This is a genomic window from Fuerstiella marisgermanici, assembly GCF_001983935.1.
GTDB classification, from domain to species: domain Bacteria; phylum Planctomycetota; class Planctomycetia; order Planctomycetales; family Planctomycetaceae; genus Fuerstiella; species Fuerstiella marisgermanici.
The window spans coordinates 752,906-777,153 of record NZ_CP017641.1 but is presented as its reverse complement, the minus strand read 5'-3'; the positions used below and the strand labels follow the sequence as shown (position 1 = coordinate 777,153).

General features: G+C 56.6%; 19 protein-coding genes. 16 read left to right on the top strand and 3 right to left on the bottom strand.

Going from position 1 to position 24,248, the window contains the following annotated elements:
* The first annotated feature begins 50 nt into the window (after nucleotides 1-50).
* The 6 genes from Fuma_RS02855 to Fuma_RS02830 all read left to right on the top strand — a co-directional run bounded on the left by Fuma_RS02855 (nucleotide 51) and on the right by Fuma_RS02830 (nucleotide 7,058).
* Nucleotides 51-1,163, top strand: a complete 1,113-nt coding sequence (locus tag Fuma_RS02855) for a serine/threonine-protein kinase (RefSeq protein WP_145943932.1) — start codon at nucleotides 51-53, stop codon at nucleotides 1,161-1,163.
* Complete coding sequence (locus Fuma_RS02850) at nucleotides 1,160-1,870, top strand: hypothetical protein (RefSeq protein WP_083731761.1); 711 nt, start codon at nucleotides 1,160-1,162, stop codon at nucleotides 1,868-1,870. Before Fuma_RS02855 ends, Fuma_RS02850 begins: the two co-directional genes overlap by 4 nt.
* Nucleotides 1,871-2,024: 154 nt before the next feature.
* On the top strand, nucleotides 2,025-3,041 hold the full coding sequence (gene dctP / locus Fuma_RS02845; RefSeq protein WP_158520838.1) for a TRAP transporter substrate-binding protein DctP: 1,017 nt from the start codon (nucleotides 2,025-2,027) through the stop codon (nucleotides 3,039-3,041).
* Nucleotides 3,042-3,198: 157 nt separating this feature from the next.
* Nucleotides 3,199-3,801 (top strand): TRAP transporter small permease, encoded by a 603-nt coding sequence (locus Fuma_RS02840; RefSeq protein WP_077022798.1) that lies wholly within the window; start codon nucleotides 3,199-3,201, stop codon nucleotides 3,799-3,801.
* On the top strand, nucleotides 3,798-5,075 hold the full coding sequence (locus Fuma_RS02835) for a TRAP transporter large permease (protein ID WP_077022797.1): 1,278 nt from the start codon (nucleotides 3,798-3,800) through the stop codon (nucleotides 5,073-5,075). Before Fuma_RS02840 ends, Fuma_RS02835 begins: the two co-directional genes overlap by 4 nt.
* A 117-nt stretch (nucleotides 5,076-5,192) precedes the next feature.
* Nucleotides 5,193-7,058 carry a M20/M25/M40 family metallo-hydrolase gene (locus Fuma_RS02830; RefSeq protein ID WP_077022796.1) on the top strand — a complete coding sequence of 622 codons (1,866 nt, stop codon included), beginning with the start codon at nucleotides 5,193-5,195 and terminating at the stop codon, nucleotides 7,056-7,058.
* A gap of 7 nt (nucleotides 7,059-7,065) precedes the next feature.
* Here the strand turns inward: Fuma_RS02830 and Fuma_RS02825 are convergent, their stop codons facing one another.
* On the bottom strand, nucleotides 7,066-7,863 hold the full coding sequence (locus Fuma_RS02825; protein WP_083731758.1) for a DUF1223 domain-containing protein: 798 nt from the start codon (nucleotides 7,861-7,863) through the stop codon (nucleotides 7,066-7,068).
* 714 nt (nucleotides 7,864-8,577) lie between these two features.
* Between Fuma_RS02825 and Fuma_RS02820 the strand changes: the two genes are divergently transcribed.
* Both Fuma_RS02820 and Fuma_RS02815 read left to right on the top strand, forming a co-directional pair.
* Nucleotides 8,578-11,634 (top strand): TolC family protein, encoded by a 3,057-nt coding sequence (locus Fuma_RS02820; RefSeq protein ID WP_218922377.1) that lies wholly within the window; start codon nucleotides 8,578-8,580, stop codon nucleotides 11,632-11,634.
* Nucleotides 11,635-11,680: 46 nt separating this feature from the next.
* Entirely contained in the window at nucleotides 11,681-13,585 is a 1,905-nt protein-coding gene (locus Fuma_RS02815; RefSeq protein ID WP_077022793.1) for a preprotein translocase subunit SecA, read from the top strand.
* A 173-nt stretch (nucleotides 13,586-13,758) separates the two neighbouring features.
* Here the strand turns inward: Fuma_RS02815 and Fuma_RS34050 are convergent, their stop codons facing one another.
* Entirely contained in the window at nucleotides 13,759-14,118 is a 360-nt protein-coding gene (locus tag Fuma_RS34050; RefSeq protein ID WP_083731757.1) for a hypothetical protein, read from the bottom strand.
* Nucleotides 14,119-14,381: 263 nt separating this feature from the next.
* Between Fuma_RS34050 and Fuma_RS02805 the strand changes: the two genes are divergently transcribed.
* Entirely contained in the window at nucleotides 14,382-14,711 is a 330-nt protein-coding gene (locus Fuma_RS02805; RefSeq protein ID WP_145943930.1) for a hypothetical protein, read from the top strand.
* Nucleotides 14,712-14,922: 211 nt separating this feature from the next.
* Here the strand turns inward: Fuma_RS02805 and Fuma_RS02800 are convergent, their stop codons facing one another.
* The gene (locus tag Fuma_RS02800; RefSeq protein WP_077022791.1) at nucleotides 14,923-16,257 is read right to left on the bottom strand and encodes a Gfo/Idh/MocA family protein; all 1,335 of its coding nucleotides are present in this window, start codon (nucleotides 16,255-16,257) and stop codon (nucleotides 14,923-14,925) included.
* 274 nt (nucleotides 16,258-16,531) lie between these two features.
* Here Fuma_RS02800 and Fuma_RS02795 point away from each other — a divergent pair, with 274 nt between their 5' ends.
* From Fuma_RS02795 to Fuma_RS02765, 7 genes are all read left to right on the top strand, one after another.
* Nucleotides 16,532-17,662, top strand: a complete 1,131-nt coding sequence (locus Fuma_RS02795) for an aldose epimerase family protein (protein WP_077022790.1) — start codon at nucleotides 16,532-16,534, stop codon at nucleotides 17,660-17,662.
* A gap of 45 nt (nucleotides 17,663-17,707) precedes the next feature.
* A complete protein-coding gene (locus Fuma_RS02790; RefSeq protein WP_077022789.1) occupies nucleotides 17,708-18,031 on the top strand; it encodes a hypothetical protein in 324 nt (107 codons plus the stop codon).
* Between the two features lie 288 nt (nucleotides 18,032-18,319).
* The gene (locus Fuma_RS02785; RefSeq protein WP_077022788.1) at nucleotides 18,320-20,398 is read left to right on the top strand and encodes a hypothetical protein; all 2,079 of its coding nucleotides are present in this window, start codon (nucleotides 18,320-18,322) and stop codon (nucleotides 20,396-20,398) included.
* A gap of 27 nt (nucleotides 20,399-20,425) precedes the next feature.
* Nucleotides 20,426-21,271, top strand: a complete 846-nt coding sequence (locus Fuma_RS02780; RefSeq protein ID WP_077022787.1) for a c-type cytochrome — start codon at nucleotides 20,426-20,428, stop codon at nucleotides 21,269-21,271.
* A 53-nt stretch (nucleotides 21,272-21,324) separates the two neighbouring features.
* On the top strand, nucleotides 21,325-21,972 hold the full coding sequence (locus tag Fuma_RS02775; RefSeq protein WP_077022786.1) for a DUF3124 domain-containing protein: 648 nt from the start codon (nucleotides 21,325-21,327) through the stop codon (nucleotides 21,970-21,972).
* Nucleotides 21,973-22,002: 30 nt separating this feature from the next.
* Nucleotides 22,003-22,713 (top strand): ZIP family metal transporter, encoded by a 711-nt coding sequence (locus Fuma_RS02770; RefSeq protein ID WP_077022785.1) that lies wholly within the window; start codon nucleotides 22,003-22,005, stop codon nucleotides 22,711-22,713.
* 66 nt (nucleotides 22,714-22,779) lie between these two features.
* Entirely contained in the window at nucleotides 22,780-24,192 is a 1,413-nt protein-coding gene (locus Fuma_RS02765; RefSeq protein ID WP_077022784.1) for a pyridoxal phosphate-dependent decarboxylase family protein, read from the top strand.
* The last annotated feature ends 56 nt before the right edge of the window (nucleotides 24,193-24,248 follow it).

The following is a 24,248-nucleotide window of genomic DNA, read 5'->3' as shown; positions in this document are numbered from 1 at the left end:
CTCCAAAGCGTTGCCGCACCAGCCATCCTTCAATTCAAGACGACGCCATCGTGACCAAGCAGATCACGCTCTCTGAAACGGATCAGGACCTCCCGCAGCACGTCAAGAATGGCTTCATGCGGTATCGCGATTTCGAACCGCTGACCCAGGGCGGCGAAGCGATGCTGCAAACGTGCTTCGATGAAAACCTCGGCCGAGTCGTGGTGATGAAGACGCTGCTGCCGCAGCTCGCGAATCTGGAAGTCTATCGCAAACGCTTTTTGCGCGAGGCTCGGGTCACGGCTCAGATTCCGCACCCCGTTACGGTGCCGGTCTACGAAATCAGTCGTGACCGCGAAGGCAACGTCTACTTTACGATGAAGAAGCTCGGCGGCCGTGACCTGTGCGACATCATGGACCGGATCTCCGAAGGCGACAAGGCGACGAAAGAAAAGTACCCGCTCGATCAGCTCATCAGTGTGCTCATCCGAGTGGGCCAATGCCTGGCGTACGCTCACACCATGGGAGTCGTTCATCGCGACTTAAAACCCGCCAACATTATGGTCGGTGAGTACGGAGAAGTCACTTTGCTGGACTGGGGACTGGCCAAGGTCTGGGACATGGACGACACCGATGAAGTGGAAGTTCTTGTGCGATCCGGTCAGAAGACAGTGTCCGGCCGGCTGACGGGGCGCGGCGATGTTCAGGGGACGCCGTTCTACATGTCGCCCGAACAGGCGCGAGAAACCGGCAACGTGGATGGGCGGACCGACATCTACAACATGGGGATCATTCTGTACGAAATCCTCACAAACAAAAGCTTCATGTCGGGGCGCAATTTTAAGGAGATCAAACGCAAAATTCTGGAAGACCCCGTCCGAGCTCCCGCCGACGTCATGCCACGAGGCACCGTCTATCCGGAACTGAATGCGATCTGCCTGAAAGCGTTATTGAAAGAACCAGACGATCGTTACGCCACAATGGACGAAATGGTTTCTGATCTGCGAGCCCATCTGTTGGGACAGGAGGTGTCCGTTTACAAGACCACAGCACTCGCCCGACTGCTGCATTCGAGTAACCGCAAGGCATTCAACGCCACATCTGCCTTCTGGCTGCTGCTCGGGTTTATGTTGTGCATGCTCTTTGAACTCACGTGGTATCTGCTTAGCGGAACCGCCTCGTGAAGATCCCGGATCTGCCGCAGAAAACGCATTCGCTGGTGCTGTCGTACATTGGGATTCGACGAGCAATTGGGATGAGCGGTTTGCTGCTGCCCGTGGTCCTGGGCCCGGGCGGCTGGCTGCTGGGGATTGAGTTCCAGGACAACATGAGCAGCTACTACCACACCGGTTTACGCGACGTGTTTGTCGGCACACTGTGCGGCATCGGCATTTTTCTGTTCTGCTATCGAGGCCAGGACCGCCTCGAAGACTGGACGGCTAACATCGGCTGCATATCAGCACTCGGCATTGCGCTTTGTCCCCTGGATCCGAACAGCGATCCACTGGTCCAGAAGACCATCGCCGGCTATCTGCATTCGGTCAGCGGCGGCGTGTTCTTTCTGACTTTGGCCGTTTATTCGCTGTTTCACTTTCCACGACCTGGCACTGCGGAAGAAGACGAGACACCTCACGTGGCCGAACGCAACTTCATCTACCGCACAAGCGGCATCGTGATCCTGCTGAGTATGATGGCGATGGGCGCCTATTTGCTGCTGTTGCCGAAGGCATGGAAGCACTGGCTAAACGAGTACAATTTTTTATTCTGGGGCGAATGGATTGTCCTCTGGGCCTTCGCCGCCGCATGGCTCACCAAAGGCCGCACCATCGTCGCCGATGTCGCCGTGGACCTGCTGGCGCTTTCGCACGAGATGCTTGTGAAGCGGAAATGAGTTCCACAATGCGTTACACTTGCACCTCAAGTTGGTAACGAAGCCCAAAATGTCCGTGCCTTCAATTGTAGTTCTCGCATTCGTTGCTCATAGCCTGTTGACTCTGTACGGTGCTCAGTCGACGTTTTCCCCGACAACCCCGAAAGCCTGGTGCATGAACCGAACACGCCTGCCAAACTGGATGCTGCATCGTTCGGTTGTCTCACCGGTCCTCGTGTTAGTGCTGTTGCTATCCGGGTGTCAGTCGGAAGAGGCCAGCGACAAGCCGTTGCGGCTTCGGATGGCTCACGTTTATGAAGTGAGTTCGCCCACGCACGCTTACGGGACCGCTCATTTGGCCCAACGCTTGAAGCAGGTCACGAGCGATCTGGATGTGACCGTGTACCCGGCCGCTCAACTGGGCACCGAAGCCGAACTGTTGGAACAGCTTGTCGCTGGAGAACTGGACCTCGCGATTTCGGGCCCTTCGTTTCTGGCGATGTGGCATCCGCCGCTGGGAGTTCTGGATGCCGCGTACGCGTCGCGCGATCTGGATCAAATGCTGGAGACGGCTCGCGGCGAAGACATGGCACCGCACTGGGACGAACTTCGCAAACGCTTCGACGTGCGCGTGCTGGATACCTGGGCGTATGGCTCACGGCACATCACCTCGAACATTCCGATTCGCAATCCGACCGACCTGGACGGCTTTCGTCTGCGAATGCCAGGAGCCAGCGTGTGGCAGGCATCAGGCGCCGCTTTAGGAGCCAGCCCGATGCCGATTTCGTTCGGCGAAGTCTATCTGGCTTTGCAGCAGGGGATCGCGGACGGCCAGGAAAACCCCGTCCCCGTTATCAAGGCGATGGGCTTTCACGAAGTGCAAAAGTGCCTGAATTTAAGCGGACACATTCAGTCGTCGATTCAGATTTTAATGAATGAACGCACGTGGCAAAGAATGGACACTGACCAGCAGGCGGCGTTAATGAAGGTGGTCAAAGAACTCGGCGAAGATGTCTACCGCGGCACCGTCGAGGACGAACAATGGCTCATCGAAGAATGGCGCAAGGACGGCACAATGCAGATTGTCGAAGATGTCGACGTCGACGCCTTCCGCAAGCGAGCAGCCGAATACTTTTCAAGCGGCTATGCGTTCAGTGAGCTGTACAACCAGATTACGTCAGAGCCGGAATAAGAACACCCCGTCCGTCGTTTACCAGAATGCCGCAACGTCGAACAGTTTCACCACAGAGGCACGGAGAACACGGAGTTCCGGACGGCGTATTCTCAGTGCCCTCCGTGGTAAGATCCCTACACAGACCGCGCATTTCCCTATTCGAATTCAATCAGCAATGCACCAATCGGATTACAACCAGACCGCCGCCACAGTTGCGTCCGACAGTGGCACTGTGCACGCTCCACCGTTTGCGCAGTGCGCCCGGTGGATGAGTATTGCCGAGCAGACTTTAGCGGCGCTGTTTCTGTTTCTTATTGTCAGCACAATGGGAGCTCAGGTGTTCGCTCGTTATTTTTTCGGCGCGCCGTTTTCGTGGAGCGAAGAGGTGGCTCGACTGGCTTTGATTTGGATGACGTTCATGGCGGCAGCGTTTGTTATGGGCGAAGGCAGGCACATCACGGTTGACGTGCTGTCGCACCGGCTGAGTATCCGTGGCCAGGCGTGGCTGGAAAGTTTGAGCCACGTTATCGTGGCCGGGACGTGCTTATTGCTGCTGTTTGGTGGAATGAGATTTGTCTGGTACGTGGGCAAAGTGGGATCGCCGTCACTGGGGATTCCGATGAGCTGGTGGTATGGCGCGGTGGGAATCGGATTGCTGATGATGGCCGTTCATTCCATCGTCAACCTGTTGCAGGTGCTGGCCACGGGGCGACCAACGGTGCACAACGCGATCGTCGAAGAAGAAGGCTTTCATCTGGAACTGGAGCGGGGCGAATGATTCTGGCGGCGTTAGTGATTGCGATGCTGGTGCTGCTGTTCATCCGCGTTCCGGTTGCCATCAGCATGTTGCTGCCATGCCTGGTGTACGTGGCGTGGTCTCCGGATATCACGTTGGGAGTCGCTCTGCAGCGCTGTATGGCGTCGGTGAATTCGTTCCCGCTGCTGGCCGTGCCACTGTTCATTATGACCGGCTACCTTAGCAACGCGGGGGGACTGGCCGATCGGTTGTTTCGTTTGCTGCTGTGCTTGTTCGGGAAGATTCCCGGCAGCCTGGGATACGTCAACGTAATCAGCAGCCTGCTGTTTTCGTGGATGAGCGGAGCAGCGATCGCCGACGCGGCCGGGCTGGGTTCGGTACTGGTTCCCGCGATGAAGAAGCGAGGCTACGACGAAGGCTTCGCTTTGGGGCTAACAGGCGCGTCTTCGTTGATCGGCCCCATCATGCCGCCCAGTATCCCCGCGATCGTGTATGCAGTGTCGGCGAGTGTCCCGGTGGGCGCGCTGTTCTTTGCGGGTGTGATGCCGGCGTTTGTGTTGACTGCCATTCTATGCATCTTTGTCTTCGTGGATGCCCGGCGCAATCCTTTACGAGACGAAGATGCGGCTCCTCGCGTGCCATTGAAAACGGCTGTTGGTGCAGCATTGCCCGTGCTGTTAACGCCGGTGATTATTTTGGGCGGGATCCTGGGCGGCGTGTTTACTCCGACGGAAGCTGCAGCCGCCGCCGTAATGTGGGTTGTGTTTCTTAGCGTCTGCTACCGATCACTGTCGTTGAAAGCGTTTCACGGAGTCTTGGTGAAGACGGCTTCCACAACCGGTTCCATCATGCTGATCGTGTCCGCGGCAGGCCTGTTCGGCTGGGTGATCGCACGAGAACAGGGACCTCAAGCCGTGACGGAAGCCATGCTGGCGCTCACAGACAATCCTTATGTGTTCCTTCTGCTCATCAACGTCGCCTTGCTGGTAACGGGAATGCTGCTCGAACCCGTCGCAGGGTTGCTGATCACTGTTCCCGTGCTGCTGCCAGCGGCATTGGAATTCGGAATCGATCCGCTGCAACTGGGTATCGTGATGATCCTGAACCTGGTGCTGGGTCTGTTGACTCCACCGGTAGGCCTGGTGCTGTACGTGCTAAGTTCCGTGACGGGCGCTTCGGTTCAGCGAGTGATTCGCGGCACGGTCCCTTTTCTGATCCCGTTGCTGATCACGTTGCTGTTGATCACGTTTGTGCCGGCGTTTAGCCTGTGGCTGCCGAGTCTTCTGGCGAAGTAACAACGGCTAAGAACTCAACTTTCGGGCATCGTTTTTCTGTTGGCAGGCTATAAAATACTATTTCCGATGCGTTGTTCATCCCTGGCATTCCTCGTTTCGCCTCCGTGAAAGATACAAATGAAAATCGCTCGCCCGCTGTTGCTGACAGCCGTTTGCGCGTGCCTGACACATGGTGCACTAGCTGCTGAATCTCGAGAAGTCATGGTGGAACGCGTCGGGGCGGACATCGAATACTTTGCGTCCGACGCACTGGAAGGTCGCGGCGTCGAAACGCGTGGCATTCACCTAGCGGCCGAACGCATCCTGGCCGAATACAAAAAGCACGGGCTGAAGCCAGGCATGCCGGACGGAACCTTTAAACAAACGTTTGAGGTCAATCCGGAAACCGCTGCAATCAACGATGCAACAGAGGCCGTCCTGAAGCATGTCGATGGGCGTGAGACGAAACTAAAAATCACATCCGAATATCAGCCACTGCAGCGCGGTGCAAACGGAACAGCTTCGGGCGAGCTGTACTTCATCGGTTACGGAATTTCTTCTGAAGGCGACAACTACGATGAGTACGCCGGACACGATGTCGAAGGCAAGATATTGGTGATGATCCGTCGCGAACCTCAGCAGGACGTCAAGGGCGGCGCGTTTCAGGGAACCAACACCAGCACCCACGCTTACATCGACCGCAAACTGCAACTTGCCGTCCAGCACAAAGCTGCGGGCGTCATCTTTGTGAATGATGCCGTAACAACCAAGCGATCAGAACGTGACGATTTGTCTCCACCGCACGGATTCGGCAGCGCATCAGCCGGCGTCCCATTCATCCACATCAAGCAAAGCGTCTTAGATGAATTACTGAAGGCGAATCCACTGCAGGTGCCACAGGTGGACGGCGAGGACGAAGCGGCTGTTAAAATTGAGAGCCTACAGGCCGCCTGCGAATACATCGACAAAACTCTAACGCCGTTGTCGCAGCCCATGACCGGCTGGTCGGCAGATGTGACAACAAAGTTCGACACAAAATCCGTGGCCGCTCACAACCTGATCGGCGTGCTGGAAGGTGAAGGAGATTTGGCCGACGAAACAATCGTCGTGGGAGCTCACTACGATCATATCGGCTACGGTGGTCGAGGTTCAAAAACTCCCAAACGCAACGGCGAAATTCACAACGGCGCAGATGACAACGCGACCGGTACCGCAGCCGTTCTGGAGATTGTTCGCCGCATGACGTCCGGGCCAAAGCCTAAACGCCGCATCGTGTTCATCTGTTTTTCCGGCGAAGAACGAGGTCTGCTCGGAAGCAAGCATTACGTCAAATCCCCCGTGTTCCCGCTGGAAAAAACGGTGGCAATGTTGAACTACGACATGATCGGCACACTGCGGAACAACGTGGTCACAGTCAATGGTGTCGACACGGCGGTTGAATTTCGAGCCATCGCAGAAGCGGCCGATGACAAATCACCATTGGACACAAAGATGGTCGCTCACCCGTTCGCGGGTAGCGATCATTTGCCGTTCTTCCAAAAACAGATCCCCGTGATGTTTTGTTTCACAGGTCTCACCGATTGGTATCACACTCCGGACGACGACTTCGAACGCATCAACGTAGAAGGCGTGGTCGCTGTGACAGACTACACAGAAACCCTGCTTCGCAGCATTGATGCATTGCCAAAGGCCCCCGAGTTCCAGGCAGTCAACAGGCGGTCGCAGCGGAAAAAGCTTCCGTACATGGGAATCGTCCCGAACCTGACTGCAGACGGCGACCAGCCCGGCGTTCCCATCCAGTCTGTGCGACAGGACGGACCGGCTAAAGCGAGCGGTTTGCAGGTGGGCGACGCTATCATAAAAGTCAATGACACCGATATAGACAGCTATGGCGATCTGCTGAAAGTTCTCGGCGGCGCCCAACAGAACGATGAGCTCACAATTCTCGTGCAACGCGGGAAAGAGCAAGTGGAATTGAAGTTAAAACTTGCGGCCCCTCGTTAAAACGAGCTCATCGACCAGCGGCGGATTCTTCAATCGCGACCTGCGCAGCGCAGTGTATTTTTCCATTGCGAGCTGTTTGGAGAAACGCCACGACGTGGTAGTCGGAGGCAGCAAACCCCTTCGGCGTTTCCAAAACCACGTCGGCTGCTGGAAAAGTACGAACGACCTTGAAGTTCCGTACGACGTTCACGTGCTTCAGAGTTCGACCGCCATTCTCACCGGCGTCGACCGAACGTTCGGCTTCCTTTTGCACCAAAGCCACGTTCAGCAGGTCCGCCAAAGCGTCGTCGGTCGTCCACTTAACCACAACCTGGTCGTCGACAACGGTGGCAGTCAGTGTCAGTGAACTTTCCCCGGCTGTCCGGAGTTCGCTGGCAATGGATGCGTCTGAACGCTCGCGATCAGAACCGAGGAACTGCGTTTGTCCGTTGACGACGATCTGCGGCGTATAAATCCGCTTCGCTTTGAATACACTCGCATATCTGCGTTGCCGCAGTGTTGCGGTGGCAATGCTAAAGGGATCTTCCCAGCCCAGGTCGTTCCAGTAGTCAACATGGAAAGACAGCGTGTAAACCGGTGAGTTGTTTTTCGCCGCCAGCGTTGTGATTCGCTGAAGGTTTTTGTCGGCTGACGGGCAACTGCTGCAGCCCTGAGACGTAAACAGTTCGACAACAGCAAACCCCTTCTCGGCAGGTGCAACGGTTTCGTCGCAAACGGCGAGGCTGTGCGACAGCATGTGGCTAAACAAAGTGAATGCCAATAGGACGATGCATTTTGATCCTGTGCGGCGCGTCTCTGACATCATGCTGCTCCCTTTTTGCGGACCTGGCTTGCGAGCCCAAGACCTTAGCCGTCGCGTCGAGCGTGAGCAAGCAGCGGGTTTCAGGTAGGGGCGGCCCTCATGTTGCCTGCGGCAGTTTTTGCCTATCTGACATTCCCGCGTGTAACCTGGGTAAATGGCGCAAAGGCTGTTTCTTGTTCCGGCTCTAGCGGTTACTGCCGACTGAAATTCGTGTACCGACTGAAGTGATCGTGACGAAGTTCGGAGTAACAGGATTTTCCTGAGAACCCGTTACGTGTCCGTTCGGTTCTCCTGGCGTCCTGCGCGTATCTCTTCGACGTCCCAGAATGGGAGCGTTGCCGAGCGATCGCTCGACCAAGGTTGAGGCTCGCGTCATTAGAAATGCCGGCTTGTCTTATGCAAACCAATTCAACCGATGAATTCGAAACGAAATGCGACGAATTCCGTTTGGACGGAGTGCGCTTGCAGCGGCGCCGAATTTGCGCCGGATTGCTAGTGGCCTCACTTTTTGCCATATTCTTCCATTCGCTGCCGTCCGGTGACCTGTCTGCGGCGTCCGAAGACCAAAATTCTCAAGCAACGTCAATTCGGCTGAAGTTGCCTGACTTCGCAGCAGCCAACACATCAGAAACAACGCCTACGCAGACGTCGCCGGATCAGCCCGTTCCCGGACTCCAGATCGTTCGACGGAATGGGGCCGCGAGGAACAACGAGCTCGTGATTAGGCCGCGACAGGAATCGCCGCAGGGACCGGCCCTATACGAACATACCGACCTTGAAACCATTGCGTCGCTGGTATCGCAGAATCCAGAACCCGCTGCACCGCCTGAGCCGCCCCCGGCTAAGACTCAGGGTCAGGCTCAGACTCCATCGCCGGCCGCAGCCGACAAGCCGTCGCCACACCCGGGCTGGCGTCTTTTTCCGGGCAGCACACCATCCACCGACGCAGCGTCACCCAAAGCAACTGACAGGTTCCCGCAGTCTGCCATTCCGCAGCAAAACCAAAATCAAGAGCAGGCCGATCAGCGCAGGGCACAAGCGAATTCGCCAGTGCCATTCTCTGCTCCTCAGCCTTTGAGCAATAATAATCCGGCCTCGACTCAAAACCGGATCGGCCAACCTGACTCACCAAACACAAACGGGCCGACCATCCAGCCACGCCGGTGGGCACCTGCTTCGCCGAATAGAAGTTCATTGAAGGTCGGGCTGCTTGATCCGCAGGCAGCACCGCAGCCACCTGCGACAAATGCTGGACCGGACGGCAATACACCGCCGCCAGGTGGCCCGTTCGGTCTTGCGATTCCTGAGACATCAGAACTGACACCGCAGCCAGCTCCTGACCCAGGCACAACGCCGGTGCCAGCAGCGCCGGTGCCCGTGACGCCAAGGAGCAACGCGCCGCCGCTGGCGGTCGAACCGGCATCACCAGCGCCTGCCAATTCGTTTGGGCCGTCTCCGCATGGCTTGGGGCAGCCTCCGGCTACGTTCCAGCCGCACAATACGTTTCCACAGCAGAACGCATTTCAGCCACAACAATCCACGCAACAGGTGCCGCAGGTCCAGGCTCCGGGGTCAGTGCCTCCGCCGCCAGTGCACGGGGTGCCGTTGCAGGGCGGCTATTCGTTGCCGTCTGGCTCAATCAATGGCGGCCACGGTCACGTTGGCGAAATTCATGGCGGCGAAATTCACGGCGGCGTCATGAACAACGGCGGTGTTCCGCCGACGGTGATTGTCGATGGTCCCGCACAAGGCCAGCCGGGCGCGCATTCGCACTATTCGTCCGAAATGCAGGCTCCAGCGCCGGTCGGTTCAGAAACGATCATCACAGATAGCAGCGCGGGCATTGGTCAGCCGCTCGGTGGACATTCTTTTCTCGGCCCGGCACCGGGCACGTCAGGTTTCCGAGCGACCTCGGAACGAGATGGTCTCCAGTGGATGGCTCAGTATCACGCTCGCGCCGATTTGGCGGGTCAGTCCGATGGCAATCCAAACGTCATTCCCCACCTTCGTGAACTTCCGCCCGGGTTCAAGCCCTGGTGGGATTTTAATGTGAGTCAACCAACCGGACACGCGCCGTCTTCGATCGCGGTTGAAGTTGGGTCGCTTCTGCAAAATGCACTGCTGTATTCTCCGCAGGTGTCCGCGATTCAAACTGAGCCGGAAGTTCAGTATCGCGTAATCACTCAGGAAGCCGCCGCCTTCGACTGGACGGCATTTCTGGAAACCAAATACGACGACCTTAACGATCCCGTCGGCAACACGCTGACCACCGGTAATGGTGAAGATCGACTGATTGTGCGAAAAGCCCGATCGAAGGGCGGACTCCGCCAGAGAAATAGATACGGCGGTGAACTGCAAATCAGTCAACAACTGGGGCACGAAAATCAGAACTCAAGCTTTTTCGTCCCCAACAACCAGGCGACTTCCCGTCTGGAACTCAGCTACCGCCAGCCATTGCTGGACGGCGCGGGGCGAAGTTACAACGAAAGTGACATTGTCCTGGCCAGAATTCAGGCCAACTCATCAGAAGATGAAGTCGTCGGTGCTTTGCAGGACCACTTGATTGAAGTGACCAAGGCCTATTGGGCGTTGCACCGAGCCCGTGCCGAATTCTTCCAGCGACAAAAGCTGCTCATGGCCGCTCAAAATGTGCTGGCACGGCTTGAAGGGCGTCAGCAGGTCGACACGATTCCTCGTCAGGTTCTCCGCGCCCGCGCGGCTGTGGCCCGTTCGCAAACGAGGATTCAACGCACGGTTGCACGATTCAAAGATGCAGAAGCTCAGTTGCGTTTGCTGGTCAATTCACCAGACATGACGAACGGCGGGCCTGTCGAACTGACACCGATGGAAGCACCCAGTATCGTGACAGAAACGGCCGATCTGCGAAGCGTTCTGCAAACCGCGTTGCTGAACCGTCCGGACATTTCAGAAGCGATTCGGCAGATGCGAGGCGCAGCAGTGCGACTTGGCGTCAGCCGTCAGGAATTGCTGCCTCGGTTGGATTTCCTTGTCGAAACTTATGTCGCAGACCTCGCAGGACGTTCGAACCTTGGTGAAGCTCTGCGGGGTCAATACGGCGACAACCGTCCGGGCTACACCGTGGGGCTGGAGTTTGAGTTCCCAATTGAAAACCGCGCGGCGCGGGCTCGGCTGGAACAGCGACAATGGGAACTGAAGCGAGCGGTCAATGTGTTTCGAGCGACCGTCGAAAAATTGCTGACCGACGTCGAGATCGCGAACCGCGAAGTGGCCACAGCGTATTCAGAAATGCTAAGCCGCTATCAGTCGATGTCCGCCGCCGACAACGAATCCCGGTACCTGCAGGACCGTTTCGAAGTGCTGCCGGCATCAGAAGATTCGGCGACGCTGTTGCTTGAGGACCTGTTGGATTCTTACGAACGCCGTGCTGATGAAGAAGCAGCTTTCGTGCAGGCACAGGTCGATCATGCCATCGCGCTGGTCGCTTTGAAAAAGGAGATCGGAATCCTGCTGCAGTCACGTCATCAGCGACCCAACATTCAGCAGGCTGAACAGCAGTGGATCGACAATCGCCTCGACTCTGCGTTTGATGCCGCCAATCCTTCTCGACCAGAGGATCGAACGCAGGCCGTGGTCGGTACGGCCGCCAATTATGGTCAACCGGTCGCAAAGGCCAGCCAGGCCAGCCAGGCCAGCAATCCGCCGACGTCGCCCACCTATGACGCCAGCGGTGTGGTGCGACCGATGCCCGCACATCCAACAACATGGGCGAGGCCGGTGAGTCAGACGAGGTAAGTAGCGGTCACAACTGAGAGCTGAACGTTGAAAGCTGTTTGTGTACATGGCCACGACCGACGTCATCCCGTTCCGGCGCAGAGCACCTCGGCAGTCGCGTAGTGCCGAAAAAATGGTGCCGCACATTCGCGGCCTCACAGAAACTCTGTCTGATTGTTCCGCCAAGGCACTCATCGCAGAAGCAGGGAACCTGCGTAGTGAATTGCTGTGCGGTGCCACCGTCGACTCACCCGAAATGATCGTGGCGGGCGTCGCTTTGGCGTGCGAAGCGGTGCGTCGCAGTCACGGGATCAACCTGTATGACGTGCAGATGCTGGCCGCCATTCAACTGGCTCATGGCCGCATCGCTCAAATGCACACCGGCGAAGGCAAGACATTCGTCGCTATCACGGCCGCCGCCTACTTCGCTTTGGCCGGGAAGGGCGTTCACGTGATGACGCCGAATAGCTATCTGGCCGAACGCGACTGTGAGCTTGCTCAACCCGTGCTTCAGCAGCTGGGTATGACTGTGGGACTGACGCCGGAACAGGGTGAGACAGACGTGAAGCGAATGGCTTACGACTGCGACGTCACCTATGGCACAGGACATGAATTCGGATTCGACTATCTGCGCGACCAGCTGACTTTGCGTTCGGAATCTGCGGCACCGCTGGGCGCCAGTCTGCTGCAGCAACTGCGTTCCAGCAAGCCAACCGCACGCACGACCATCCAACGCGGCCTGGTGTTTGCGGTCGTGGACGAGGCGGACAGCGTGATGATCGACGATGCCGCGTCTCCGCTGGTGTTAAGTATGGCAGGAACAGGCCCAGCTTCTGACCTCGACGCGCACAACGCCGCCTTCCGACTGGTGGAAGAATTACAGCGGGATCAACACTTCGCGCATGACTATACGATCAACCACGTCACTCTGACGGATACCGGCCGAACTCGCTGCTATGCGGACGATGTCGATGTGCCGGCCAGTGTGCTGCTACGGCCGTGGACGTCGTACGTCGAACAGGCATTACGAGCCAAGTACCTGTTTCGCCGCGACGTTCATTACATCATTGCCGACGACGAAGTGAGAATTGTCGATCAGTCAACGGGACGGATATTTGAAGATCGTTCATGGCAGGATGGGCTGCACCAGGCGATCGAAGTTCGCGAACAACTTCCCGTGACGCCCGAGAAGGAATCGCTCGCCCAGATTTCTCGCCAACGCTTCTTCCGCCGCTATCAAACGCTTTGCGGTATGACCGGAACGGCCGTCGGGTGTGAGGCTGAGTTCGCTCATGTGTTTCGCAGCAAAGTGGCCGCGATCCCGTTGCACCGGCCATCGCAGAGATCGCACCTGCCGACGCGATTCTTCAAAACTCGTGAGGCGAAGCTGGATGCCATTGTGAGCGAAACTCAGCGACGCCATGCAACTGGGCAGCCCGTCCTGGTCGGCACGCAATCCATCACCGATAGTCAGGACGTCGCGACTCGTTTGAAAACGATCGGACTGGAATTCCGGCTGCTGAACGGTTTGCAGACCGCGGAAGAAGCAGACATTGTCGCTTTGGCGGGCCAAAAATCTGCCATTACGATTTCAACCAACCTGGCAGGCCGCGGTACGGACATCAGCGTCGCAGACGACGTTCAGCAACTGGGCGGTTTGCACGTGATCATCGCGGAATGCCAACTATCCGACCGCATGGACAGGCAACTGGCAGGCCGCTGCGCTCGTCAGGGACAGCCGGGTTCCGTTCAGACGTTTGTGTCGGCCGAGGATGCTGTGATCGTTCGTTTCGGTGCGTGGTTGGGCGTTGCCATTGTTCGAGAAGCCGGTGCCAGTGATGAAGCTGTGTCCGACTTTTCACGCCCGCTGGCTCGGCTGCAGAAAGCAGCCGAGAAACAGCAGTTTCAGGTTCGCGCACAATTGCTAAAACAGGACATCGCTCGAGATTCACTGTTCGGCGAAACCACATAGAACGCCGCCGCTGGGCAAAAGTGCCGGCCTCCAACTGCGGAGCAGCGCCTCAATTTAAACCGGCGAACCCATGGCCCAAATCAATCTGTCTCGGAGACGGAGCCAAATGCCGGTCAACTGAAAGCGATTGAAACCTATACAGCCGAGGCTTATGCTTTCGTAACTTGCAGCTTTCAACTTTGCGGACACGACAGGTCTGTCGTGCGAGTCACCATTAGCCGACCTGACAGATGGTAATGACGCCGGAAAACGCGCGCGAGCTTATCCTTCTTCACGGCTGCGTTCATGCGAAGACCGGTGATCCACCTGGGACTCACGGATTTCTTGGAATGCTTCGACCGTACTCGGGACTTGACGAATGAAACTTCGACGAAGTTATTGCTGCGTTGCGAGTCCTGTCGCCACATCTGCGCGACGCCGACAGTCTTGACCACGAACTTGTAGCAGCGTTGTTCGGCATGTGCACCTTTGCTCGCCACTGGGGTTGTCACGTTGATGGAATGCTCCAACGCAATGGTCTGATTACTGAACATGACGCTAAGACTCTTGCCGACTGGATCGACCGTATCTCATGGGCAGTGGCGATGCTGCTCGGCGGCGCAGATGACGCGTCTGCGTTTGGTGGCCCATGACGGTCGGCCAACATTGTTCTTACACACGGCCCTGCGGCATACCTTCCGTTGGGCCCCCTGGAATTAAAAGGTACACTCGTATTCGCTTCTCAACTCGAAGATTGCTATTCGCTGTTGGATTGGTGGCGACCTTCGCTGCATCTTTCGTTTACGGGCACTACACAATGAATGTGACACGCCTTGATGAAACGAAGTTCCGAAACACTTTCGTTAAACCAATCGAACGACTGGCCAATGACGTGGAGCCAGTCGTTGACTTTTGGCCGTATTTCGATGCGATCCCTGCTGCGGACTTTGATGGTCACGATTGCTCAGCTGGAGAAGTAGACTGGGGCTACCGCATGGCCGAGCGTTACGAACACGTCATGATCAACTCAACCACCAAAAACGTATTCATGGCGATTGTTATTGACCTGGCAGATGGGGCCGTTATTGGGCACCGCCTGATGAACTTCAACCAAATCTATGGGCTTGAAACGCCATCGCCAGAATAGTACTTCCTCAGTTTCCCCCTGCCTGCGAACATCTGCATTCCGTGATAAGTGAAGTTGCGCGTCTTCTTGTTGGGGAAAAGCTGTGGCGGTGACTGTCAGGACGTCAGTTGAACCTTACGTTAGACGGGGCGGGTATGCAAAAAGCCCGGCTCTGTTCAAAGCCGGGCTTTTATTGGTGCCATTGATGAGTCGCGTTTGCGTTAAACGCAGACTAGATCACTTTTGTCTGGCCAGGCATCGCGATTGGGTACGTCATGTCTTCGTTGGGAAGCACAGGAGGAGTGTCACTCATGCCGGTGAACTTGTCGATTGGCGAAATGACGACGTCTGAATTCCAGGCGTCTTCCCAGCTGATTTCCTGACCGCTGTAGGTACACATGCGGCCCAGAATCGATGTCATCGTGCTGGTCGCGCCGTATTCGCCTTCGTTCGGCAGCTTGCCCGCTCGCAAATCGGCAAACAGGTCGTGATGTTCCTGCTGATGACCATCGCGGCCGCCTCGGCCGTAGCTCCAGGTTTCGTTGCCTTTGCTGTCGAAGATTTGTGCTTTGCCGATGTGGCACGAACCGTTGCTGCCGTGACAGAACTCATCGACCTTGCCCCACGTTTTGGGAATATGCCGACATTGGCTAAGCATCATTGTGTCCTTGCCGTAGTCGGTGTCACCGTAGGTGAATTCCACCATGTGATGGTCGTAGATTTCACCATGCTCTTTGCTGGTACGAACCTGACGTCCGCCTTGCCCCTGAGCCTTCACTGGGGTTGAGCCCATCAGCCAGTTGATGACGTCCAGATTGTGAATATGTTGTTCCACAATGTGATCGCCGCACAACCAGTTGAAGTAGTACCAGTTTCGCATCTGGTATTCCATTTCGGTCTGGCCAGGTTGGCGATTGCGAGTCCACACGCCGCCACCGTTCCAGTACGCTCGAGCCGCCACGATGTCACCGATCGCTCCATCCTGCAGACGCTTGATGGTTTCTTTGTACGCTGGTTCGTGGCGTCGTTGAAGGCCGATCTGAACAAGCAGATCCTTCTTCTTTGATTCTTCGACGGCTTTCATAAAGCGACGAATTCCGGCCGCGTCGACGGCGACTGGCTTTTCGGCAAAGATGTGTTTACCCGCCTTAACGGCTGCTTCGAAGTGAACCGGGCGAAAACCAGGAGGCGTCGCGATCAGCACAAGATCGATGTCGGTTGCAAGCAGTTGCTTGTAACCTTCGAAGCCCACAAACTGTCGTTCGGCCGGCACATCGATTTTGTCTTTGTGTGCTTTGGTCAGAGTTTTCAAACTGCCCTGCAGACGATCTTCGAAAGCGTCGCACATGGCGATCAGTTTGGTCGGGCCTTCGGTATTCATGGCCTGGTTAGCCGCACCTGTGCAGCGACCGCCGCAACCGATCATGCCCAGTCGGATGGTTTCATCGTACGACGTGTGAGCCGCCTGGACGGCATTTAGACTGCTCAAGACGGAGCCCGCTGCAGCCGCAGTGGCGGACGTTTTTAGAAAGTTTCTTCGCGACGGTGTGTTGTTGTCGGTGGGCATGGGCTCGTAATCTCCGAATGGATGGTAATGAATTCAAAAGAAACGGCGTTGGGCGCAGAACCACCACGTGCCAATGGACAAGGGCGGAAAGGCCACATTGACAACCGTTTTCCTGAGTTGCCTGTGCTGAAATACTAAACGGGTCGCCCGCGGTTAGCAATTCAGCAGGAAAAATCGGCCTCGCTTGTTCCCGGCGAACAATGACGGAATAATTCTTCCCTGGCACGCGTCCCTGTGATTCCGTTCAGCGACCACCATTTCAGGCGAATCGACAATGAAACAAATTTGTGCTCTGCTGGCTGTTTGTGCTTCCGTTTCGACATCGGCGGCTGATCCTGAAGTTCAGGATTTCGGCAAGACGAAGGATGGCACCGCCGTTCAGCTCTACACGCTGAAAAACGAAAAGGGACTGACCGCAAAAGTCATGGCTCGCGGTGCCACGCTCGTGGAACTGCATGTGCCGGGTAAGAACGGTAAATCAGAAGACGTGATTCTGGGTTGGGACAGCGTGGCGGGCTACGAATCCGAAGATAACCAGTACTTCGGCTGTACCACGGGGCGAGTCTGCAACCGCATCGCGAAAGGCAAATTCTCGATCGGTGGCAAAGACTATACCGTCGCCACAAACGATGGGCCGAACCATCTGCACGGCGGTGTGGAACGCAGCCTGGACAAAGTCGTGTGGGATGCCAAAGCGTATTCGAACGACAAGGGGCAGGGCGTCCGTTTCAAGTACACAAGTCCCGACGGGGAGGAAGGCTATCCCGGAAACCTGAAGTGTCAGGTCGTCTACTTTCTTGCAAAGAATGCCAACCGCATCAGCATCTCCTACAAAGCGACGACCGATCAGCCGACTCCGGTAAACCTCACCAACCACGCTTACTTTAATCTGGCAGGTGCCGGTAGCGACACAGTGCTCGACCACGTACTGACGCTGAACGCCGACAAGTACACGCCCGCCGACGACACTCTGATACCGACTGGAAAAATCGAACCCGTTGCCGGCACACCGCTGGACTTCACTAAGCCAAAGCGGATTGGAGCTCGGATCGAAAAACTGACCGACACGTCCGCACTTGGCTATGACCACAACTTCGTACTGAACGCCAAACAGGATGACAGCAAGCCATACAATCATGCGGCCACGCTGCTGCACAAAGCGTCCGGCCGAAGGCTGCGAATCATGACGAAGGAACCCGGCATCCAATTCTATTCCGGCAACTTCCTGAAAGGGCAGCAAGGTAAAAACGGGAAGACTTATGCTCACCGAAGTGCCGTCTGCCTTGAAACTCAGCACTATCCCGATTCCGTCAACCAGCCGAACTTTCCTTCGATCATTTTGAAGCCGGATCAGGAATACCAGACGTCGACATTGCTGATCTTTGGTGTTTCCGGACAGAAGTAAGGTCAGGCCAATTGTCTTTTGCCGCCCGCCTGCCACACTCCCGTGATGCCCGACGACGACCAGCTTAGAAGAAAACGAATCCACGTCGGACTGATGGCGCTCGCGTGCCTTGCCGGAGCGGTCGTGCTGGCAAAGTATCCTGAGCGCGAAGGGCTGCAGGGCGCTTTGGTGCGCGTTGGGATTCTGCTGTCGGCCTTCTGGCTGGTACTGCCCACAAAAGAACGGCCTGCTGCCTGGAAGAAGCTGTCGTCGAACTGGGTCCTCGTCAGCGGCGTGGTGGCCGCCATTGCGCTGCCACGGGCGCGAGCCATGTTTCCTGTGATTGCGGTCATTATCGCCATCGCCTGGTTCGCCAAACCGAAGAAGTAGCGCGCGAGACCGAAGAACAGCTCAGCCCGATCGTTGCTGAGTTCGACCCGCAGAATTGGCCGATTCCAGCTTCGTCGGCGTATCCATCGGCAAGAGTGCTGTCTTGCGGCTGTAAAAATGCGGAGTCTGGTGAGACTTTTCGCAATTTTCCGGATATCCGCTTTAGTCCGAATCTAGCGACTGTCGATGAGGCCAATGGTGTCGTGCTGCGCGCGGCGTTTCGGTTGTTTGGATGCTTTATTGGTGTCGGCTGGTGATATGAAGACCTCGCAATTCCAAACTGGTTCCATGCTGCTACTGACGGCGACACTGGTCGTTGGCGGGCTGGGATTGCTGATGCTGTTTCCCAGATTAAAACCACATCACGCCGCCAATCCGCCAACTGCGAACGCAAGCTCAGAGCAGTACACGGTCGCCGCGATCGCGCAGGGACAGAAGTACGCTGAATTCTATCCTTCCGATTTTCAAACGGTCCGCTACCCAAAACTGCAGGCCGTCAATTCCAGCAGTGCAGGCAATGGTCTTGCGAAGTCCGCCGTTTTGGCGCGTCCAGCCGCCGTTCCGACAATCGTTCAAGCTGGTAACGAAACCACAAACCCGTGGACTCCGCAGCGCAGTGAACAAGTGACGTCGGAGCCTTCGGCCAGCCACGATCCGTTTAGCCCCGCTCCACCTGCGACCAAACAAAACGACACGGCACCGGCGGACAACCCGTTCGGTGATCCGTCTCCCACCACGACCGCTCAACCGACTAAACCAGTTCGCTCCGGTACCACGACTTCGCATGTGGCACGACATTCGACGTCAACGCCGCCTGCCGGAACCGGCCCGTTTGCGCCGAGCAGCATCTATGCACCGGTCACCGTGCATCCCGTGACGGTAAACGTTGACAGTTCCGCTGTCGCACAGCAAATGCAGGGTATTCAGGATCGGTTCCAACAGCTACTCGAACTTCAGCACGCTGCAGAACGTCAGAAAGCCGCAGAACTCGACCGCCGAAAAAATCGTCGACAACGAGCCGAACTTAAGGAAACAGAACTCAAAGAAGCAAGAGCCGCCACCGATGAACTCGCCCGAAGTAATCAGGCGGTGGCTCAGTTGGAAACAGAACTAAGCCGCCTGGTGGCCGAGTTTCGCGAATTGAAATCACAGACGGATGCTCGCCTGCAGCAGTTGACTGTTCAGACAGAACGCACGCAAGTCGCCGAACAGGCGATCGTCGCCTACAAGAAGGCGCTGGATGAGGCGGAAGCACGGCTTGCTCAGTCGCGACTCGAATCGTCACGCATGGCCGAATTTCAAGCGGCTCAGCTCGCCCAACGTACGTCCAACATCGTGGCAGATCAGTCGTTCGCACCGCATGAATCTCCTGTGCCGCCGGTCCCCGTCCAACGACCACGTCAATCACGGCCATTTTCGCCACCACCGAAAGCTTTCACGCCACCCACACCGAAGCCGGAATCGCAGCCACGCTATTTCCAGCCGGAGCCCGAAGCAGATTCGCAAGACTTTCCGACGCAATCAAACGTTTTCCAACCGGATGGTTTCAGGATGGAGCTGGAAATATCGGACGCGGACGCCACAACCGAAAGTCTGCCTCCGTTGCCAACGCTGGACGGCATTCCTGTCGAACGGTTTCATCAGGAATCAGAATCAGTCACCTATGAATCCCAGGCCACGACATCAAGATTCGAGGACGACTCACCAATCACTTTCGTGCCACAGTTCGGCGATGACGAACCCGTTGCAAATTCGCATTTGAATTTGTCCACGACCGAATCGTTTGACGACGTCTTGTCGCCGCTGGAAGCGATTGAGTTAGCCGACACGAAATCACGCGTTCAGAGTTTAAACGCCGTCCCGAATTCCTTCGCACCCGATGATGCAACCGTGCAAAACAATGCATCCGTGCACGATAGTCGTCAGGTTGGGTTCGAGCACGTTTATCGCTTTAAAATGGCAGACGTCGAAAATGGCAAAGCGGTTGTCCCTGCCGATGGCCCCGTGTGTCCTCATTGCGGCAAACTTCACAACGGCTACGGCAAGCAGGGAGTCTGCGACGCTCCGCTGGCCACCGCGAGGAAAACAACAACAACAGCAACACAAGTCGTTACCGTTTCTCATTCCGACGACGGCGCGCAGAAAGCCACAACCAGCACACAGACAAGCTCAACAGCACGTGCGACCGTGCAGTCCAGGAACGCCGCACGCGCCTCAAATCGCCACGTTCAACGCAGCTCTGCCCACTCGAAACAGTATCTGCCTCAACTCCGCCACCCATCACTGACCACGCGGAAGGACGAACCGGGCGTCCTGCACCGCATTTCGTCTTCGCTTTTCAACTGGCGCAAACCGAACGTAGAATAAGCGTTCGTCCAGTTTGAGAATGCGAAAATGAACAGACAACAAACGCTACACAAACGCTATGCGCTGCCTCGGGCCTTAGTCGTCGCAATCGTCGTCACAGCCAGCCTGGCGGGGTCAACACGCGCCGAAGAATTAGAACCTTCCAACGCGAAACCGTATCCGCCGGGCGAACTTGGCAAGGTTGTGCGGTTGGGGGAGGAGATCGTCGCAAATACCGCTCAGCACCCGCTCTCGCGGAAGTACGTTGGCAACTCGCTGAATTGCACGTCCTGCCACCTGAATTCAGGCCGTCACGCCAGGGCTGGAAGTTTTTTGGGGACCGCGTCCGCTTATCCCGCGTGGTCACCTCGCGAAGAACGAGTCATCACGCTTGAGGACCGCGTGCTGAACTGCTTTATGCGAAGTCAAAATGGTGTGCGGCCGCCTAACGGCAGTCGCGTATCGGTCGCCATCACGACGTACATTACGTGGCTATCAGAAGGTAGCTCGATCAAGATGAACGGCCAAAAACCACTCGGCCCAAACCACACTCCAACACTGGATCTGGACGGACTGAAACCGAACGTTGAACGCGGCGAAAAGTTGTACGCCAATCGATGCGCCGACTGTCACGGCGCGGGTGGAGTCGGCACCGAAGAAGGTCCTCCGGTGTGGGGCGACATGTCGTATAATGATGGTGCCGGTCTAAGTCGCAACCCGAAGCTTGCGTCCTGGCTGAAGGTCGCGATGCCGCTCGATGACGCCACACTCACCGCGCAGGAAGCACTCGACATTGCCGCATTTATTAACAGCCACAAGCGGCCAAAATTCGTGCTGTCCGAACACTTGCCAAAAAACGATCAGCTGGGAGAGTACAACGGCAAGCGTGAATAACGCTCGGCCGCACTTCAATAAGAAGCGGTAGCAGCCGGATCGAAGGACCACAAATGGCAAAAAAAGTGACTGTCGCTGAAGTTGATACGTTCATTCGGCAACTCAAATGGCTGATCGCCGGAGTTGTCGTATTGTTCGTTGTGCCACTTATTGTCTACGCAGTCTACGTGGATCGTCGTCTGGATTCGTTTCAGGATTCGTTGACTCACAGCCCGCCGGAAGAACTGGCGGATGATGAACCCGCTCACGGTGACCTCTACCACCTGGCAGCAAATCCGGTGGAAGGCCAGGTGGTGTATGTTCCGGCCTATTCCCATATCTACCACGGCGATGGCAAGCCGCATCTGCTGGCGATCACTCTTAGTGTGCGCAACACCAGCCTGACCGATGAGATCGTCGTTAAGTCGGTCGAATACTTCGATACGAAAGGCAAGAAGGTCAAATCGTATCTCGCCAAACCCGTCCGGTTACCGGCTTTGGGGACAACGGAAGTGATCATCAAACGAGACGATGCGTCTGGAGGCAGCGGTGCGAATTTTCTTGTCGAATGGTATGCCAGGACACCGGTTACCGAACCAATTATCGAAGCTGTTATGATCGACACTAATTCGCAACAGGGAATTTCTTTCGCTCGACGCGGCTCAGTGATCAGCGAAGTGGTTCCTGACTGGGCCGACGGCAAACCGACCGAAGAGGAATAGGTTTGTTGGATCTACTGAAAGCGTGCGAGAATGTCGCCAGTCGTTGAACTGCTTCTGTTGACGGCGATCGCCGGCGCCGCGATGCCGATTGGTGGTTTTGTGGCTTCGTTTGAGCACATCCGCAGCAACTGGCTGCGCACCGAGTTTCGACATTCAGTGATCGCGTTTGGCGGTGGTGCTCTGTTTTCGGCAATCGCGTTGGTGTTAATTCCAGAAGGTATCAAGCACCTGGAAGTTTGGGAGTCGGTCACAGCCTTCGCTGCAGGGGGCGTTGGGTTTTGGCTGCTGCAAATCTTACTTGATCGTTCCAAATCTTCGTCCACCCAGATGGTTGCGATGCTTTCGGATTTCATCCCGGAAGTGATTGCGTTGGGAGCCACATTCGCAACAGGTGGCCCAGGCGTTGTGGTACTGGCGTCGATCATCACGCTGCAGAACCTTCCGGAAGGATTCAATTCGTATCGTGAGCTACGCGAAAGCGGTTTGCCAACGCGACGTATCCTGACCTGGTTTTCCATCGCGGCACTGCTCGGCCCGTTGATGGGGGCGTTCGGTTACTGGATGCTGGCCGACCAGCAAAGACTACTCGGCTGGATGCAACTCTTTGCAGCGTCCGGAATTATGTATCTGGTCTTCGACGACATTGCTCCACAGGCCAAACTCAAAAACAGCAGCCTCCCCGCGCTGGGATCAGTGTTGGGCTTCCTGTTAGGACTGCTTGGCAAGTTGCTCGACGGGTAAGACCAGTTAGCCAACGTGCATGCGTCCAAAAACGAAACATGATCGCCGCAAAATCAACATCGAGATATGTCCCAACCAGATATGAGTCCCCTGGAACCGACCGCTGCTGAAATGCAGGCACTCACGCAGCAAGTGCTTGATCTGGTGGTCGCGAACATCGACGGATTGGACGGTGGTCCCGTTTCGCTGAATTCACCGAGTGCTGAGCTTCTCGCTGATCTATCGACCGCTCCCCCCGAATCGGCCACGGAGCTGGCGCCACTACTTGAACTTATCACTCGCGCAGCGCAGCAAAGTTATCAATCGGCGGGGCCGGGGTATCTGGCGTACGTTCCCGGCGGCGGAATCTTCACGTCTGCGCTGGCGGGGTTTCTGGGGACGGCTCTCAATCGGTACACGGGCAAAGTCACGTCTGCTCCCGCGCTGGTCGCGATGGAGCAGAGTGTCCTGCGATGGATGTGCGATCTGTTCGGTTTTCCGGACGACGCTCAGGCACTGTTGACGCCTGGCGGTTCGATGGCAAACTCAATCGCGCTCACGACCGCTCGAACGCTATACGCCGAAGGGCAGGTCGACCGAGCGACAGTTTACATCGGAGAACACGCGCACGGCTCCATCACCAAAGCAGCTCGCGCAGCAGGCCTTGGACGCGACCACGTACGCACCATCCGGTCAACTCCCGACCTGCGTCTTGACGTCGAACACCTCAAGACACGCCTCAACGAAGATCGTGACGCCGGTCTGGTTCCCGTCTGCGTATTCGCCGCCGCAGGAACGACGAACACCGGAACGATCGACCGGCTTGCGGACATTGCCGCGATCGCTCGTGAATTTGGCGTCTGGTTTCACGTTGACGGAGCTTATGGCGGCCTCTTTCAACTCACCGCGCGAGGTCGACAGCGGCTTTCCGGCATTGAACTCGCCGCTTCCATTACGCTGGACCCTCATAAGTCTCTGTTCGTCCCGTTAGGCACCGGCGCGATCGTGGTGCGTTCGAAAGAGGCCCTTCGGAAGACGTATTCAGAAGAAGCCGACTACATGCAGGACCTGAACCAGCACGCCGCTGATCACGCGAGCGATCTGCCGGACTTCGACTCTCTTTCGCCGGAACTCTCGCGAGACTTCCGTGGTCTGCGGCTTTGGCTGCCTCTTCACTTACACGGTGTAGACGCGTTCCGGCAGCAGCTCGATGAAAAAATGGACCTCGCATTGAAGGTCTGGAAAACGCTGCGAGCCGACGATCGCCTCGACGTTCCCTGGTCGCCGGATCTGACGGTTGTCGTCTTTCGGCTTAAAGACGACGATGACGCTGACCAGCTAGCGTTTCTGAAACGCATCAACGACAGCCAGCGAATTCTGTTATCGAGTACTCGCATCAATGGCGACGTCTACCTGCGAATGGCGATTCTGTCGTTCCGCACGCACGCTGATCGAATTTTGGAGGCATTGGAAATAATTCGGGCGGCGGTCGAAGCATGAGAACCTGTGGGTGCCGGGAGAAACACTTGCAACACACAGACGAAAGCGGTAACTGT

Excerpts from the sequence above, each read along its gene's own strand:
- dctP (WP_158520838.1), top strand. The coding sequence starts at position 2,025 with ATGAACCGAACACGCCTGCCAAACTGGATGCTGCATCGTTCGGTTGTC.
- Fuma_RS02840 (WP_077022798.1), top strand. The coding sequence starts at position 3,199 with ATGCACCAATCGGATTACAACCAGACCGCCGCCACAGTTGCGTCCGAC.
- Fuma_RS02835 (WP_077022797.1), top strand. The coding sequence starts at position 3,798 with ATGATTCTGGCGGCGTTAGTGATTGCGATGCTGGTGCTGCTGTTCATC.
- Fuma_RS02830 (WP_077022796.1), top strand. The coding sequence starts at position 5,193 with ATGAAAATCGCTCGCCCGCTGTTGCTGACAGCCGTTTGCGCGTGCCTG.
- Fuma_RS02825 (WP_083731758.1), bottom strand. The coding sequence starts at position 7,863 with ATGATGTCAGAGACGCGCCGCACAGGATCAAAATGCATCGTCCTATTG.
- Fuma_RS02815 (WP_077022793.1), top strand. The coding sequence starts at position 11,681 with ATGGCCACGACCGACGTCATCCCGTTCCGGCGCAGAGCACCTCGGCAG.
- Fuma_RS34050 (WP_083731757.1), bottom strand. The coding sequence starts at position 14,118 with ATGTTCAGTAATCAGACCATTGCGTTGGAGCATTCCATCAACGTGACA.
- Fuma_RS02805 (WP_145943930.1), top strand. The coding sequence starts at position 14,382 with ATGAATGTGACACGCCTTGATGAAACGAAGTTCCGAAACACTTTCGTT.
- Fuma_RS02800 (WP_077022791.1), bottom strand. The coding sequence starts at position 16,257 with ATGCCCACCGACAACAACACACCGTCGCGAAGAAACTTTCTAAAAACG.
- Fuma_RS02795 (WP_077022790.1), top strand. The coding sequence starts at position 16,532 with ATGAAACAAATTTGTGCTCTGCTGGCTGTTTGTGCTTCCGTTTCGACA.
- Fuma_RS02790 (WP_077022789.1), top strand. The coding sequence starts at position 17,708 with ATGCCCGACGACGACCAGCTTAGAAGAAAACGAATCCACGTCGGACTG.
- Fuma_RS02785 (WP_077022788.1), top strand. The coding sequence starts at position 18,320 with ATGCTGCTACTGACGGCGACACTGGTCGTTGGCGGGCTGGGATTGCTG.
- Fuma_RS02780 (WP_077022787.1), top strand. The coding sequence starts at position 20,426 with ATGAACAGACAACAAACGCTACACAAACGCTATGCGCTGCCTCGGGCC.
- Fuma_RS02775 (WP_077022786.1), top strand. The coding sequence starts at position 21,325 with ATGGCAAAAAAAGTGACTGTCGCTGAAGTTGATACGTTCATTCGGCAA.
- Fuma_RS02770 (WP_077022785.1), top strand. The coding sequence starts at position 22,003 with ATGTCGCCAGTCGTTGAACTGCTTCTGTTGACGGCGATCGCCGGCGCC.
- Fuma_RS02765 (WP_077022784.1), top strand. The coding sequence starts at position 22,780 with ATGTCCCAACCAGATATGAGTCCCCTGGAACCGACCGCTGCTGAAATG.